Annotated in this window: 14 protein-coding genes; 12 read left to right on the top strand and 2 right to left on the bottom strand. The window is 61.1% G+C overall.

Annotation, left to right across the window (positions count from 1 at the left end):
* Window positions 1–5 precede the first annotated feature (5 nt).
* From AC19YS_RS15240 to AC19YS_RS15215, 6 genes are read left to right on the top strand one after another with little or no spacing between them, the layout of a single operon-like run.
* Complete coding sequence (locus AC19YS_RS15240; RefSeq protein ID WP_070413466.1) at window positions 6–419, top strand: TIGR03750 family conjugal transfer protein; 414 nt, start codon at window positions 6–8, stop codon at window positions 417–419.
* A complete protein-coding gene (locus tag AC19YS_RS15235; RefSeq protein ID WP_070413465.1) occupies window positions 416–1,057 on the top strand; it encodes a PFL_4703 family integrating conjugative element protein in 642 nt (213 codons plus the stop codon). The genes AC19YS_RS15240 and AC19YS_RS15235 overlap by 4 nt, the downstream gene beginning before the upstream one ends.
* Window positions 1,054–1,866 carry a TIGR03749 family integrating conjugative element protein gene (locus AC19YS_RS15230; protein WP_070413464.1) on the top strand — a complete coding sequence of 271 codons (813 nt, stop codon included), beginning with the start codon at window positions 1,054–1,056 and terminating at the stop codon, window positions 1,864–1,866. The genes AC19YS_RS15235 and AC19YS_RS15230 overlap by 4 nt, the downstream gene beginning before the upstream one ends.
* On the top strand, window positions 1,856–3,370 hold the full coding sequence (locus AC19YS_RS15225) for a TIGR03752 family integrating conjugative element protein (RefSeq protein WP_070413463.1): 1,515 nt from the start codon (window positions 1,856–1,858) through the stop codon (window positions 3,368–3,370). Before AC19YS_RS15230 ends, AC19YS_RS15225 begins: the two co-directional genes overlap by 11 nt.
* A complete protein-coding gene (locus tag AC19YS_RS15220) occupies window positions 3,333–3,749 on the top strand; it encodes a TIGR03751 family conjugal transfer lipoprotein (RefSeq protein ID WP_058426018.1) in 417 nt (138 codons plus the stop codon). The genes AC19YS_RS15225 and AC19YS_RS15220 overlap by 38 nt, the downstream gene beginning before the upstream one ends.
* Window positions 3,749–6,499, top strand: a complete 2,751-nt coding sequence (locus AC19YS_RS15215; RefSeq protein WP_078466827.1) for a conjugative transfer ATPase — start codon at window positions 3,749–3,751, stop codon at window positions 6,497–6,499. The genes AC19YS_RS15220 and AC19YS_RS15215 overlap by 1 nt, the downstream gene beginning before the upstream one ends.
* Here AC19YS_RS15215 and AC19YS_RS15210 read toward each other — a convergent pair.
* A complete protein-coding gene (locus AC19YS_RS15210; RefSeq protein ID WP_070413164.1) occupies window positions 6,486–6,767 on the bottom strand; it encodes a chorismate mutase in 282 nt (93 codons plus the stop codon). The genes AC19YS_RS15215 and AC19YS_RS15210 overlap by 14 nt on opposite strands.
* Before the next feature lie 3 nt (window positions 6,768–6,770).
* Window positions 6,771–7,637 carry a prephenate dehydrogenase gene (locus tag AC19YS_RS15205; protein WP_070413165.1) on the bottom strand — a complete coding sequence of 289 codons (867 nt, stop codon included), beginning with the start codon at window positions 7,635–7,637 and terminating at the stop codon, window positions 6,771–6,773.
* 389 nt (window positions 7,638–8,026) lie between these two features.
* Between AC19YS_RS15205 and AC19YS_RS15200 the strand changes: the two genes are divergently transcribed.
* From AC19YS_RS15200 to AC19YS_RS15175, 6 genes are all read left to right on the top strand, one after another.
* The gene (locus AC19YS_RS15200; protein WP_078466828.1) at window positions 8,027–8,470 is read left to right on the top strand and encodes a MarR family winged helix-turn-helix transcriptional regulator; all 444 of its coding nucleotides are present in this window, start codon (window positions 8,027–8,029) and stop codon (window positions 8,468–8,470) included.
* Window positions 8,471–8,690: 220 nt separating this feature from the next.
* A complete protein-coding gene (locus AC19YS_RS15195) occupies window positions 8,691–10,193 on the top strand; it encodes an acyl-CoA carboxylase subunit beta (protein WP_070413166.1) in 1,503 nt (500 codons plus the stop codon).
* A gap of 12 nt (window positions 10,194–10,205) precedes the next feature.
* A complete protein-coding gene (locus tag AC19YS_RS15190) occupies window positions 10,206–11,432 on the top strand; it encodes a hydroxymethylglutaryl-coenzyme A reductase family protein (protein WP_070413167.1) in 1,227 nt (408 codons plus the stop codon).
* 2 nt (window positions 11,433–11,434) lie between these two features.
* Entirely contained in the window at window positions 11,435–12,916 is a 1,482-nt protein-coding gene (locus tag AC19YS_RS15185) for an acetyl-CoA carboxylase biotin carboxylase subunit (protein WP_078466830.1), read from the top strand.
* Between the two features lie 23 nt (window positions 12,917–12,939).
* Complete coding sequence (locus AC19YS_RS15180) at window positions 12,940–13,503, top strand: acyl-CoA carboxylase biotin carboxyl carrier protein subunit (protein WP_078466831.1); 564 nt, start codon at window positions 12,940–12,942, stop codon at window positions 13,501–13,503.
* A 72-nt stretch (window positions 13,504–13,575) separates the two neighbouring features.
* On the top strand, window positions 13,576–14,970 hold the full coding sequence (locus tag AC19YS_RS15175) for an MmgE/PrpD family protein (protein ID WP_070413169.1): 1,395 nt from the start codon (window positions 13,576–13,578) through the stop codon (window positions 14,968–14,970).
* Window positions 14,971–14,987: the final 17 nt, after the last annotated feature.

The following is a 14,987-nucleotide window of genomic DNA, read 5'->3' as shown; positions in this document are numbered from 1 at the left end:
TTGGCATGAACGACGCTATCGAACGCCTTGCCGACGGCACCTTGGTTTTTCTACCGGAGCGGCTCAACCGTGATCCCGCCGTCTTGCGCGGTTTAACCAATGATGAGATGTGGTTAGCGCTCGGCACCGGCGCCGTCATTGGCCTGCTGCTGGGCGTTCCTCTGGCGATCGCCACCGCCTCCATTGCCATGGCGCCGACCAGCATGATCGCAAGCATGGCGTTAGTGTTGTTTGCTGGCGGCACGCTACTGCGTCGCGCCAAACGGGCCCGGCCAGAGACCTGGTTGTACCGCAAGCTCGAATGGATAGCGGCCAGCCGCTGGCGTCTGGGGCGCAGCAGTCTGATCCTGCACTCCGGCGCCTGGACGGTTCGCCGTTCGCGTCGACTGCGCCCTGCCCTGTCCCGGTGGCTGCCATGAGCCGATTCCGAAACAAGGTCGATGCCCAACAGGCCCATATCTTCAGCCTGCGTCTGGCGGTAGTAATTCTCGCCCTGCTCTGTGCCGGACTCTGGTATGGCTGGCGCACGGCACCTACCGACCTGACCGTACATGTCCCCCCGGATCTGCGTTCGGGTAGCACGCGCAAATGGTGGGATATCCCCTCAGAGAATGTCTATGCTTTTGCCCTCTACATCTTTGGTCAGCTCAATCGTTGGCCCTCAGATGGCGAGCAGGATTATCGCCGCGCCATCTATGGCTTGCAGTCCTACCTGACACCTGCTTGCAAGGCCTTCCTTGACGGAGACTACGAATACCGCAAGGCCGCCGGCGAACTTCGCCAGCGGGTGCGTGGCGTCTACGAAATTCTGGGCCGAGGTTATAGCGAAGATCCGGAACTCAGGGTCAAGCAACTCGATCGCGACAGCTGGCTGGTCACCCTAGACCTCAACGCGGATGAGTATTACGCCGCCGAACCGGTGAAACGGGTGGCGGTACGTTATCCATTACGCGTGGTGCGTTTTGATCTGGACCCCGAACGCAATAAGTGGGGGCTGGCACTGGACTGTTATCAGGGCACGCCGCAAAAAATCGCTCTGCCTGGAGGTGAGCTATGACGCGGATTTCTATCCTGGGGCTCACCATCGCACTAATGCTATGGGGAGTTGCAGCGCAGGCCGTCGAACTGATGCACTGGGAACGCCTCCCCCTCGCGGTTCCGCTGGTGATCAATCAGGAACGAGTGGTCTTTGTCGATGAGGATATTCGAGTCGGCGTGCCCTCAACCCTGGCGGGTAAGCTGCGCGTGCAATCAACCGGCGGCACGCTGTACCTGCGCGCGTCGGAAGCCATTGCACCGACCCGACTGCAACTGCAATCGGTCGCGACGGGCGAGATCACCCTGCTGGATATCGCGGCCACGCCTGGCGATCAACCGCTGGAGCCCGTGCGTATTCTCAAGAATGCCAAGGTGCAAGCTACCGAGGCTGAATCTAGCACTTTCCTTGCTCCAGAACGCACGCCGATCCCGGTCGCTTTGACGCGCTATGCCGCGCAAAGCCTGTACGCGCCGCTGCGCACCGTGGAGTCTCTACCCAATGTACGCCGCGTCCCGCTCAAGCTACGCACCGAACTGCCGACTCTGCTGCCGAGCGAAAACGTGTCCAGCACACCCATCGCCGCCTGGCGGCTCGATGACTATTGGGTGACGGCGGTGAAATTGCGCAATCGTAGTTCAGAGATGGTGCAACTCGATCCACGTCGGCTTCAGGCCAAGCTGTTCGCCGCGACCTTCCAGCATGCTTTCCTCGGGCCGGTCGGCAGTGCAGAAGACACAACGATCGTCTACCTCGTCACTCGCGGTGCCGGCCTCGAACACGCCGTGCTGCTCCCGTCCGTTGCGCGAGGTGCTGACGATGAAGGCTAACGCCTTGCTCAAATGGTTGGTACCGGCTGCGCTACTGGCCGTGGTGTTTATCATCCTGAAAACCTGGATCGCCGGTAATACTCCCTCTCCAGAGCACCCAGTTGATCAGGGCAACATCCGGTTATCCGCCGAGCAAGCCAAGTCGCTCGGCATTGCTGGCGATACCCCACGCGACACGGTCGCCACCTTGGTCGGCCAGGTGAAGGCCATGCGCAGCGACATGCTCGGCCTGAAAAAACACAACGATTCGCTGCAGACGGAGAACAACCGCCTGCGCGAGCGAGAAAACAGCGTCGATTCGCGTATCCAGACGGCTCTTGGCAGCGTGACCCAGCAGGTCGACGAGGGCCGTCGCCAAGCCAACGAGGCCCGACTCAAAGCGGAACAAGACAGTCGCCAGGCTCGCGGTCTGCTGACGCATTTGCAGGAGCAGTTGTCGGGGTTGACCGGTAAAGGCAAGGACATGCCGATCGGATTGGGGCTTGAGCCGGGCGACGGGGCGCAGTTCGACGGGCAGCATTTTGCCAATGATGCGTTGCAGTGGATTGAGCCCTCGGATGCTCCACCCACCGACGCCCGAGGCAAAACCAAGACCTCCCCCGCACTGAGTCTGCCTACCGCCTTCAACTCACTGGAAGGCTTGAAAGACAACGCTATTGATCGCAGCCAGAAACAGCTGCGTGCAGTTACCCAGGGTGAGCGTGATCCGACGCGATCCGCTGATCGTACCGAAGGCGCGAAGCCGGTCTACACCATTCCCGAAAACGCGACATTGATGGGCTCGGTCGCCATGACCGCGCTGATCGGCCGAGTCCCGGTGGACGGCACGGTGAATGATCCCTATCCCTTCAAGGTGCTGGTCGGCCCCGAGAACCTGACTGCCAACGGCATCGACCTGCCGGACGTCGCGGGGGCCGTGATGAGCGGTACGGCGTCCGGTGACTGGACTCTGTCTTGTGTACGCGGACAGGTCGAGTCAATCACCTTTGTGTTTACCGATGGCACCATCCGCACGGTACCTCAGCCGAAGGCGGTCGCCAGCCGCAATGCCTCCACCGCCCAGAGCTCGAACACCGACAAGATCCGCGGCGGACTCGGCTACCTGTCCGATCCGTATGGCATTCCTTGCATTGCCGGCGAGCGCCGCTCGAACGCCCAACAGTACCTCGGCAGCCAGAGCCTGATCACCGCGGCTGGCGCCGGTGTCGCTGCCTTGCTCGGGGATGAGCAGCACAACAGCAGCGTGATCAGTTCGGGCGGCAGTACGCTCGGGGTCACCAGCAGCAATGGCAATAGCACGCTGAATTCAATTCTCAGCGGTGGGGTCGGCGACATCCGCGAGTGGGTCAACAAACTGTATGGCGAAGCCTTTGCTGCCGTGTACGTGCCACCTGCCGCACAGGTCGCACTGCACCTCGACCATGAGATCACCATCGACTACGAGCCCAAGGGCCGGAGCGTTCGCCATGAAAAAGACCATGCTTCTCTGCCTGACCTGGATTAGCTTGCTCTGCTGGGTCCTGACGGGGTGTTCCACCGACAAGGACACGCTTTTGCCCCATGGCGAGCAAACCATGCTGGACATCTGGAACGGTGCCGGTTCGCAAGGCACTCAGCAGCAACTGCTGGATGCTCGGCAGCAGTTACGCCGTCCGCTGGCCCAGGCAGATTTCTCCGCCTCTCTCCAAGAACCGTACACGCGCACCGCGACGAACGAGATCCACAATTTGTTCCCGCGCCTGCCCAATCCCGATCTGGTGCTGTACGTGTATCCGCATCTGAGTGGTACCGAGCAGGCACCGATCCCGGGTTACTCGACCGTCTTTCCGTTCTACCAACGGGTGCAGTACGCATTGCCTGGTGAACGTCAGGAAGACTTGTAGTGCGTACCGGCGATGCGGGCAACCGCACTGCCGCGTGGAAAGCCTGGCGCCACCCATTGCGCCCTCGCGCCACCTTGGCCGATGACGCCACACTCTATGCGCACAACCCTAGCTTCACCGATCACCTGCCGTGGGTCGAGTATCTCGACACCGAACAGTGTTTTCTGCTGGATGACAATCGCTCGGTGGGTGCGGTATTCGAGTTGCTGCCCATCGGCACTGAAGGGCGCGAACCCGATTGGTTGATGGCGGCCCGAGATGCCCTTGAGGATGCCCTGCAGGATAGTTTTGACGAGCTGGATCAAGCGCCTTGGGTGGCGCAGTTTTTCTGCCAGGACGACAACGATTTCACCCCCTACCTGAACCGGCTCACTGGCTATGTTCAGTATAGCGCCCGAGGCACGGTCTTCACGGAGGCGTATTTGGAACTCAGCCGCCGTCATCTGAAGGCCATCGCCAAGCCCGGCGGTCTGTTTGAAGATAAGGTGGTGACGCGCCTGCCCTGGCGTGGCAATAACCGCCGGGTGCGCCTGGTGGTCTATCGCTGGCTTGAGTCTGACGCTGAGGAGACAGGACTCACCCCGGTGCAATCCCTGCATCAGGCTTGCGAACGTATCGCGTCTTCGTTGCAGACGTGTGGGGTGCAATCGACGCGAGTAGATGGCCGCGGTCTGTATGCCTGGCTGGTGCCCTGGTTCAATCCGGCACCCAATCTAACCGATGAAGCGCCCGAGGAGTTCTACCACCGCGTGGCCTATCCGGAGTTGGGCGATGGTGAGTCGCTGGAACTGCCCTTCGATCATGACTTTGCCGAACGGCTATTCTTCAACGAACCGCGTTCGGATGTGCAACGAGGACTCTGGTACTTCGATGAGCAACCCCATCGGGTCATGGTGGTGGACAAACTGCGACGGGCACCGTCGATTGGTCAACTCACCGGAGAAACCCGTAAGGGTGATGCAACCAATGCCCTATTCGACCAGTTACCCGAAGGCACGGTGATGAGTCTGACCTTGGTGGTCAAGCCGCAGGATGTGCTCGAAGACCAGTTAAACCGATTGGCGCGCAAAGCCATCGGTGAAAACCTGGCCTCGACCCAGACCCGTCAGGATGTCGAAGAGGCTCGTGCGATCATCGGTCGCCAGCACAAGCTGTACCGCGGCACCCTGGCGTTCTATGTGCACGGTCACGATGAACAGCAACTGCACCAGCGCTCGGTCAGCCTGGCCAACGCGCTGTTGGGCGCGGGGCTGCAACCGGTACGTGAAGGCGATGAGGTCGCCGCCTGCAACAGCTACCTGCGTTGGTTGCCGATGGCTTACAACCCGGCCCGCGACACACGCAACTGGTACACCCGCCTGATGTTCGCCCAGCACCTGGCGAACCTGGTTCCGGTTTGGGGCCGCAGCACCGGCACCGGTCACCCGGGTATCACCCTGTTCAACCGCGGCGGCTCGCTATTGAGCTTCGACCCATTATCATGCCTGGACCGGGCCATGAACGGGCATCTGCTTTTGTTCGGTCCGACCGGCGCCGGCAAGTCAGCCACCCTGGTCACCCTGCTGATGCAAGTCATGGCGGTGTACCGTCCTCGCCTGTTTATCGTCGAAGCCGGCAACTCATTTGGCTTACAAGGCGACTACTTCGCGACGCAGGGTTTGTCGGTCAACAAGGTCCAATTGAAACCTGGCGCCTTGGTCAGCCTCGCGCCTTTCGCTGATGCTTACCGTCTAGTCGAGCAGCCAGATAAGGTGGCGAGTCTGTCGATTGATGAGTGGGACGATGAGGCGGTAACCAATCGTGAAGACCAACGTGATGTGCTCGGCGAATTGGAGATCACCGCCCGGCTGATGATCACTGGCGGCGAGGCCAAGGAAGAAGCTCGTCTGAGCCGGGCTGATCGCAGCCTGATCCGCGAGTGCATTTTCGAAGCGGCGCAGGCGTGTGTCGCGGCGGGTCGCCAAGTACTGACCCGCGATGTACGTGACGCCTTGCTGCGCACCGCCGCCGACTTGCACTTACCAGAGAAGCGTCGTGAACGTGCCCAGGAAATGGGCGAATCCATCGACCTGTTTTGCCAGGGATTCGAGGGCGAACTGTTCGATCGCGAGGGTACGCCTTGGCCCGAAAGCGATGTTACCGTTGTCGATCTGGCCACGTACGCTCGCGAAGGCTACGAAGCCCAGATGTCCATCAGCTACATCAGCCTGATGAACACCGTGAACAACCTTGCCGAGCGCGACCAGTACTTGGGCCGACCAATCATCATGGTCACCGACGAAGGCCACATCATCACCAAGAACCCGCTACTGGCGCCATTTGTGGTCAAGGGGACGAAGATGTGGCGCAAGCTTGGGGCCTGGTTCTGGCTGGCGACGCAAAACCTTGCCGACTTCCCTACTGCCGCGCAGACCATGCTCAACATGATCGAATGGTGGATTTGTTTGAACATGCCCCCTGCGGAGATAGAGGAAATCGCCCGCTTCAAGAAGCTCACGCCGGAACAGAAAGCTTTGTTGCTCTCCGCCAGTAAGGAGCCTGGGAAATACACTGAGGGGGTCGTGCTGTCGAAAAAACTCGAAACGCTGTTTCGAACCGTACCACCCAGCCTCTATCTCGCCTTGGCCATGACGGAGCCCGAGGAAAAAGCTGAGCGCTGGAGGTTGATGCAGGAGAACGGTTGCTCGGAGTTGGAGGCCGCTTACCGGGTAGCTGAACGGATCGATAAAGCGCGGTTCAGTCGCCGATAACCGAAAGATGATTGCACACAACCTCGTCAATAATTGTGCGAAATATCTTGAGGATCAGTACTGGGTTAAGGCCGTGCTGTGTAGCGAGAGCCAAGTAGCGCTGTTCCTGTTGTGACTCGCGCACAGAATCCTGGGCCTGCCATTGTTGCCGTGCCTTGAGCCGCCCTACCTGCTCGGTAACCTGAAACCGTCGAGAAAGTAGGATGATTAGCTGTTCGTCCAGCTCATCGATGGTTTCCCGCAAGCGTGCCAGTTCAACGTTATTCATTGCCTACACCACACGCCCCAACAATCTGTTGGCCAATACCGATGAGTGGCTGATCTTGCCATGCAACTCCACCGGGCGTTCCTGCAAGATCGCACACCATTGGTTCAGTACCTCGATGAAATGCTCGGTCTGAGACAGCAACGCGGCAGTGTTGTCTTCAAAGATACTGGTCCACACCGTCACATCCGAGGAGGCCAGACGAATCTGCTCGAAAAAGCTGCGCCCGATGAATGAACCGGTTTGCGGGTTGATGGCCAATTGATCGCCAAAGGTCTCCATCAGCGAGAAGGCAATCAAATGGGGCAGGTGCGACGTCAAGGCGGCGATGTGATCGTGCTGGCGCGCGTCGACCCGACACGTGACGGCACCGAGGGCCCGCCAGAATCCCTCGACACGTTCGATGGCACTCGTCGGCGTGGTGGCAAGGGGTATCAACAGGCAACTCTTGCCAGCAAACAGATCCTCACGCCCGGCCCCCGGCCCGCTTTGCTCGCCGCCAGCCATGGGGTGGCCCGGCACAAATGAAACATGCGCCGGCAAGCGATCGCCCACCTCATTGATCACCATTTGCTTGGCCGAGCCGACATCGGTCAACACCGCGCCGCGTTTCATGCCCTCGGCCAACGCTATGACCACCGTTGCCACCGCCCCCGTTGGCACACAGACCACGACCAGGTCACACTCATGTAACTCCGCCAGGCTGCCCGCACACCGCGGCGCGAGGCCAAGCGCTTCAACCTCATGGCAGACCTGGCGACTGCCATCGAAGAGGTGCAGGTGAATATGGGGATAGTTTGATTTCACCGCCCGCAGGATTGAGCTGCCCAGCAATCCCAAGCCAACGATACCCAAATGCCGTATGTGCTCCATGCTTCCCACCCTCCAGGCCTGAGTCGTTTCACCGATGCGCGCTATGAAATTAATACGCAAGTGATCAATAAGCAAGAACGCGAAAATCCTGAAGATGCAATCAATCGACGAGCTGCCACATGAATTCCGTCAGCTAAAAAAGCTTAATCTCCCGAAAACACGGGTCCGCATGCAAGCCTCCGGCGCACCCGCCGGATCGGCATCGCCGGCAATACTCTGCTAGAATTGGGTGTGAATACATCCTGACTGTTCGTGTGTATTCACTTTAAAGCAGGCTACAGCCGTGAGGCATTGCAGCTAACCCGCAGTCCCGTCGTTAACCGGCAGGCAGATCGCTTCAGCCACTACCACCGGAGAAGCGGCAGTTAAATACAACAATAGGTGTACCGATGTATTCAAGCTTACGTTCCTTAGCAGACGATACGTTTTGTCTGCGCCTGCAGCGAGCGGCCAGGGTGTGGCGCAAGGTTTCCGACGAAGAGTTGAGCAATCTTAACCTGTCCGAGGCCACGACCACGCCCTTATGGCTCATCAATAAACTAGGCGAAGGCCTGCGCCAGCGTACCCTTGCTGAACATATGGGACTTGAAGGACAGTCCCTCGTGCGCCTGCTTGATCAACTGGAAAGCGCCGGCCTGGTGGTACGCAGGGACGATCCTTCCGACCGTAGAGCCAAGGCCCTCTACCTCACAGACGCCGGGCGCAAGCTGGCGGAACAAGCCGAACTGGTTGTCAGGAAGATTCGTGCCAGGCTGCTGGACGGGGTCCCCGCCGAACACTTGGCCATTGTCGACGGGGTATTCGACAAGATCATCACGGCCGCCATCGACTGACACCTTTCGCGCCGGATCAGCCCCCGACCCGGCGCGCGCTCCGTTTCAAGCACTCATCCCCCGCTAAAAAACATTCGCTTACAATACTTGCGATTAGATCGCATGAGATCTAGTCTCCTTCATGCAGCATCCGTCTGTCGTGTTTCAACCATCGACCGCATCTCTGCAGCTCAGCCAAGGGACGGCGTTCGGCACACTCTTTAGCCAGTGGAGCTCAGTCATGTCAGATTCGCCAGAAGTCAGGGACGCTACGCGTGAACGGATAGCTCCCGCCCCGGCCTTACACCGGCAACAAATCATCGACCTGCTCGACCCGCAAAGCTTCCACGAACTGGACGCCCACGCCGAGCATGATTGCGTGCATTTCGGGGCTGCCGCCCGCAAGACCCGGGGCGACGGTATTGCCACCGGCCATGGCACCATCGAGGGTCGCCCAGTTATCGTCTACGGTCACGACGGCAGCTTCATGGGCGGCAGCTCAAGCCGCATTCATGCCCTTAAAATCTGCAAAGTGCTGGACATCGCCCTGCGCACCGGCGTGCCGATCATTGCACTGAACCACTCATCAGGGCTGCGGATTCATGAGGGGGTGGACGCCGACTCGCAGTTCAGCCACGTGTTCTACAAGACCGTCAGGGCTTCAGGGGTCGTGCCGCAGATTTCCATCGTTCTCGGCGACTGCATCGGCGGCGCGGCCTACACACCGGCGCTCACGGATTTCATCATCATGGTGGACAATCAATCGGCCCTGTTCCTGACCGGGCCCGCCGTGATCCGCCGCGCCACCGGCGAAGACGTGACCAAGGAAGAAATCGGTGGCGGCTTCATGCACGCCAGCGAAACCGGGCTTGCCCACTTCCTCGTGGACAGCGTCGAAGAGGCATTGAGCCTGACCCGCGACTTGCTGTCCTACCTGCCGCAAAACAACACCGCCCGACCAAAACTGACGGAAGGTCCCGCCACCTGGCGCTACCTGACCCCTGCCGTCGCCGAGCAGGTCCCCAGCGAGAAAAACCTGCCTTTCGATGTGCGCCAACTGATCGAGGCGGTTGCCGACGAGCAATCGTTCCTTGAAGTGCAGCCGCTCTATGCACGCAATATCGTGATTGGGTTTGCCAGGCTGGGCGGCCAAAGCATCGGCATCATTGCCAACCAGCCGTCGTGGCTGGCGGGTTGCCTGGACATCAATGCGTCCACCAAGGCGGCGCGCTTTGTGCGGCTGTGCGATTCATTCGGCATTCCGCTGCTGACGCTGATCGACGTTCCAGGCTATCTGCCGGGGCGGCAACAGGAACGTTCGAACGTGATTGGTGCAGGCGCCAAATTGATGCATGCCTACTGCGAAGCCAGTGTGCCGAAAATCGCCGTGGTGTTGCGCAAAGCCTATGGCGGCGCCTACCCCACCCTGGCCAACCGCTCGGCCACCGACCTGATCTATGCCCTGCCCGGCGCCGAGATTTCGGTGATGGGCCCAGAAGGCGCCGTCGATGTGATTTTCCGCAAGGATATTGCTGCCGCCGCCGACCCTCAGGTACGCCGGGAAACCCTTATAGATGACTACCGTCAGGCCCACGCCAGCGCCGAGTATTCGGCCAGCCGCACCTACATCGAAGGGCTGGTGGAACCCGAACACTTGCGCAATACGCTGATCGCCAATTTCGCACTTTTGCAGGACAAGATCCCGGGGCTGCCGGCGAGAAGACATTCGAACATTCAACTGTGAGGGAGCATGGTCATGGCTATTCCAAGGGACCCAAGTAACGATTACCACAAAGAGCAAATAGCCCGGCGCCTGGCCTGGGTCGCGGAACAGACGGACACCCCGTTTCCTTACATTGGCGGTGCGCCGATCAGTGGCGAACAAGTCAAAGGTACCTGTGAGAATTTCATTGGTTTTGTCGGCACCCCCTTGGGTGTCGCGGGCCCGCTGCTAATCAATGGAACGCGGGCCCAAGGTGCATTCATCGTGCCGCTGGCCACCAGCGAAGGGGCGCTGGTCGCCTCCTTTTCCCGGGGCATGAACCTGATCACTGACAGCGGCGGCTGCACCATTACCAACCTGGACAACGCTCAGCCTTCACCTGGGCAGCCGGCCTACCGGTTCCTCGGCGATGCGCTGACGAAGATTTCCGCGATCGTTTTGCACAACGCCAGCGACGCCCCGCAGTTCGACGCCTGGCTCAGGGCGCACATGGTCGACATTGTTGCGACGGCCAACGCCACCAGCAACCATGCGCGTCTGCTGGAGTTGACGCCGCTGCTCCAGGGCGACCTGGTAGGGCTGGCGTTCACCTACGAAACCGGCGACGCCATGGGCCTGAACATGGCCACCAAAGCCAACGAAGCCGTGTGCCGCTACCTCAAGAGCCAATGCCCGCAGTGGGTGGACTACTACTTCAATACCCTGGGAGGCGACAAACGTTTCGTCGCGGACCAGGCCAAAGGGCGTTACGTGTCGGCCAGCGTAAGAATCCCCAAGGCCTTGGTGGAACAGCGTCTGCGCACCACGCCCCTGCGCATGCAGCGCTTCCTGCATGCCTGCAACAGCTTGCTGGCCCAGCGCGGAGCCACCGCGCCAAACATTCACGTGGCCAATGCGCTGACAGCATTGTTCATCGCGTGCGGCCAGGACCCTGCCTTCGTCACGGTATCGTTCAAGAACGCCTGCACCACCTTCGATGTGCTGGACAACGGAGACCTGCTCGCCAGCGTGACCCTGCCCAACCTGATTGTTGGCACCGTCGGCGGCGGCACACGCCTGCCCGCCCAGCAAGAATGCCTGCGCATGCTTGGCTGCGCCGACGATGCGCGCAAATTGGCGGAAATCGCGGCGGCCGTGGCGCTGGCCGGGGAAGTCTCGGTGGCAGGAGCCGTCAGCGCCGGTGAATTTACCCGCGCCCATACCACCCTGGGTCGCGGCCAAAGCGCCGAGGCAACCCCCATACAACTGGCAGGGGCATGACGATGGTGAGTCGAATACTGATTTGTTGTCGCGGGGAAATCGCACACCGTTTTATCCGCACGAGCCAACTGCTGGGCATCGAGACCGTGGTGATTTACAGCGCCGACGATGACGAAGCGCCCTTTGTCCTTGCCGCCGACGCCACTATCCGTGTCGAAGCCTGGGACCCGGCCACGCTGATCGAAACCGTGATCGGTGCGGCGGTGGACTGCGGCGCCGACGCCGTCGCGCCTGGCTACGGGCCCTTGGCGGAAAATGCCTTCTTCGCCGAAGTATGCGGGTACGCAGGCCTGGTGTTTATCGGCCCCAACGTGGCCGCCTTGCGCCATACCGGCGACAAGATTGCCGCCCGCACGGCAGCCCAGCGCGCCGAGGTGCCCGTAGTGCCAGGCCTGACCATCGACGCCGACGTCGAGACTGGCGCCCGCGCGGCCGATGCCCTCGGCTACCCGGTGTTGCTCAAGGCCGCCCTCGGCGGTGGCGGGCGCGGCATCCGCGTGGTGACGCAGCCGGCTGAGTTTGCCGGGGCCTTTGCCGAAGTGCGCCATGAAGCGATGCGCGCCTTTGGCAGCGATCAACTCTACCTGGAGAAATTTCTCGGGGAAGCCGTGCGCCACATCGAAGTCCAGGTGATCGCCGACAAGCATGGCCATTATCTGCACCTGGGCACGCGAGAGTGCAGCGTGCAGCGCCGTCGACAGAAAATCGTCGAAGAGGCGCCGGCCCACAACCTCAGCGACGACGTTCGGCAACGCCTGCATGACGCCGCGCTGGCCGTGGCCCGAGAGGTTGGCTACGACAGTGTCGGCACTGTGGAATTTCTGGTGGACGCCAGTGAGCAGTTCTACTTCATCGAAATGAATGCGCGAATCCAGGTCGAGCATCCGGTGACGGAGCAAATCACCGGCATCGATATTGTCGAGCAACTGATTCGTTCGGCTCAGGGCCAGCCGCTGAGCATCACCCAGGCGCAGGTGCAGTTTCACGGGCACGCTCTGGAGTTCCGTCTGTGCGCTGAAAGTGCCCATGGCGACTTCCTGCCTACGGGCGGCCACGTCAGCGACTACCGCGTCCCAGAGGGGCCGGGGATTCGTGTGGATTCCGGGATCCAGATCGGCTCACTGATGTCGCCGATGTTCGACAGCCTGTGCCTGAAACTGATCGTCTGCGCCAACCACCGAGCCTTCGCCGTGCAACGCGCCCGCGCCGCCCTGGACGAGTGTCTGGTGGCGGGCTTCAGCACCAACCTGCCGGTGCACGCGTGGCTGCTGTCTTACCCGCCCTTCATCGATGGCAGGTATGACCTGTCGATCTGCAACCACTTCCCCTCAGCCCATGCGCTGCCCGCCGAGGATGCACGACTCATGCACGCCGTGGCGGCACTGGCGCGGCATTTACAGCCGCCCTCTGCGCCTGCGCCACGACCGGCCAGCCACCAAGCGTCAGCCTGGACGCAGCGCAACAGCCACTGGCTGTTGTCCTGATAGCCCTCAAGGAGCAAGCCTGCATGAGCAGATCAGCGAACACAGCGTCGCTCACGACATTGGCCGGCAGCGTCGAAGGCGATGCCGGCACGGCACAGGTTCATATCGAAGACCTCGGCAACCAGCGCTATCAGGCGGTGTTTGCAGATGGCCACACCCTCGTGCTGGATATCCTGCGCCAAGACGAACTGCCTCACGGCACCACCCGCTTGGCGCTGAAGGTCGATGGCCAACGCAAGACCGTGCACGTCACCCCCAATGGCGCCCAAGAATCGACCCTGGACCATGCCGGCAGCCGACGCAGCATCAGTTGGCACAGCGCCAGGCGCCGCGACGGCGACGGGGCCACTGCGCGCCAGGACTTCAGTGCAACCCTGCTCGCGCCCATGCCTGCACGCGTGCTGGAGATTCTGATCAGCGAAGACAGCCTCGTCGAAGAGAACCAGCCGTTGCTGCGCATCGAAGCCATGAAAATGGTCATGACCTTGTCGGCGCCCGGGCGCAGGCGGATCCAGACCCTACACATCCAGCAGGACGACGGCATCCTCGCCGGCCAGTTACTGATCACCTTTGCCAAAGTGGATTGAACGTGTTGCACCTCTGACGTCGCCGCAACAGGGCGGCAATCGGTCACGTTTCTCATATTCAATGGAGTTGAAATGACACTGGAAGCCCGCATCACCCAATACTGTGACGACCTGACCTTTAGCGCCATCGACCCCGCAGCCCTGGAAATCGCCAGCCGCTCCTTGCTCGATGCCCTCGGCGTATCCCTGGCCGGCGCCCGTGACGAGGGGGTCAAGGTGCTGGCCGGCATCGTCGAGCAATGGGGCGGCCAACCCCAAAGCCGTGTACTCGGCCGCCAGCAGGCATTGCCCGCACCGGCGGCGGCGATGCTCAACGGTGCCGCCGCGCGGGTGCTCGACTTCGATGATGTAGCCGACCCTTTGGGCACCCACCCCAGCGTGGCCATCCTTCCGCCCTTGTTGGCGATCGCCGACCTTGTAGATAAGCCCATCGACCGGCAGGCCTTCATCACCGCCTTTGTCATCGGCCAGGATCTGTCCATTCGCCTGTCGCGGGCACGGAAGGAAACGCTGTTGGAGAGTGGCCGCTACGACCTGTGCAAGGTGATCGCCGCCACGGCCGCTGCCGGCAAACTCTATGGGCTGCGCGGCACACAACTGCAGCATGCACTTGGCATCGCCTACACCAGCGCCTTGGGCGAAACCCAATGTATGATCGACGGCGCTTCGACGGTGTTCTATCAGCAGGGTCTGGTGGCAGCCAATGCGGTGCGCGCCGTGGTACTTGCCGCCAATGGCTTTACCGGGGCGAGCCAATTTCTGACCGGCCGCTGGGGCTACTACAACGCCTTCGAACCCGGCTCCCAAGTGGAGACCATCGACGCCGACCTGGGCAGCCTCTTCAGCAACACCGACGGTATTGCCTTCAAGCCCTACCCCACCTGCCGCCCGAATACTTCAGCGGTCGCCTTGGCCCTGGAACTGGTGCAGGGGCGCCGTCTGAGCGCTGCCGAGGTGGTGCGCATCGACGTCCAGACCAACCAGCAGATCCACGACCTGGTGAGTGCCCCGGTCGAACGCAAGCAGGCCCCCACCACGGTGGTCGAGGCGCGCTTCAGCCTGGCATACAACATCGCCACGGCACTCACCAACGGCGATCTGTTCATTGATGACTTCAACGAGCAGGCGATCCTGCGACCCTCGATCATCGCGTTGAGTCGCAAGATTTTCCCCCGCCAGGACCCGGCCTGCGAAATTGCCGAACTGGGCACCCACGGCAAGATCAAGATCCGCATCGAGCTGACCGACGGAACGCTCCTGCAAGGCGAGGTCAGCTACGCCAAGGGCAACCCACGAAACCCCATGAGTCAGGAAGAACTGCAGGCGAAATTCAACAAGTGCCTGGCCTATTCGGACGCGGCCCATGCCAAAGCGCAATCGGCAACCATCGTCGACTGGATCTTCGACCGCGACGCCATAAACCCCGCCTATCAGGTACTGGCCAAGGCCCTGCACGCGCCGCTTTAAATCGCCCCAAACGACAA

It is taken from the genome of Pseudomonas sp. MF08831 (assembly GCF_059862645.1).
This window is presented reverse-complemented; position numbering and strand designations above follow the sequence as displayed.

Bases quoted from the DNA above. Each gene is read 5' to 3' on its own strand.
- AC19YS_RS15180 (WP_078466831.1), top strand. From the start codon at position 12,940: ATGAGCAGATCAGCGAACACAGCGTCGCTCACGACATTGGCCGGCAGC.
- AC19YS_RS15235 (WP_070413465.1), top strand. From the start codon at position 416: ATGAGCCGATTCCGAAACAAGGTCGATGCCCAACAGGCCCATATCTTC.
- AC19YS_RS15210 (WP_070413164.1), bottom strand. From the start codon at position 6,767: ATGAATAACGTTGAACTGGCACGCTTGCGGGAAACCATCGATGAGCTG.
- AC19YS_RS15190 (WP_070413167.1), top strand. From the start codon at position 10,206: ATGGCTATTCCAAGGGACCCAAGTAACGATTACCACAAAGAGCAAATA.
- AC19YS_RS15230 (WP_070413464.1), top strand. From the start codon at position 1,054: ATGACGCGGATTTCTATCCTGGGGCTCACCATCGCACTAATGCTATGG.
- AC19YS_RS15175 (WP_070413169.1), top strand. From the start codon at position 13,576: ATGACACTGGAAGCCCGCATCACCCAATACTGTGACGACCTGACCTTT.
- AC19YS_RS15195 (WP_070413166.1), top strand. From the start codon at position 8,691: ATGTCAGATTCGCCAGAAGTCAGGGACGCTACGCGTGAACGGATAGCT.
- AC19YS_RS15240 (WP_070413466.1), top strand. From the start codon at position 6: ATGAACGACGCTATCGAACGCCTTGCCGACGGCACCTTGGTTTTTCTA.
- AC19YS_RS15220 (WP_058426018.1), top strand. From the start codon at position 3,333: ATGAAAAAGACCATGCTTCTCTGCCTGACCTGGATTAGCTTGCTCTGC.
- AC19YS_RS15225 (WP_070413463.1), top strand. From the start codon at position 1,856: ATGAAGGCTAACGCCTTGCTCAAATGGTTGGTACCGGCTGCGCTACTG.
- AC19YS_RS15200 (WP_078466828.1), top strand. From the start codon at position 8,027: ATGTATTCAAGCTTACGTTCCTTAGCAGACGATACGTTTTGTCTGCGC.
- AC19YS_RS15185 (WP_078466830.1), top strand. From the start codon at position 11,435: ATGGTGAGTCGAATACTGATTTGTTGTCGCGGGGAAATCGCACACCGT.
- AC19YS_RS15205 (WP_070413165.1), bottom strand. From the start codon at position 7,637: ATGGAGCACATACGGCATTTGGGTATCGTTGGCTTGGGATTGCTGGGC.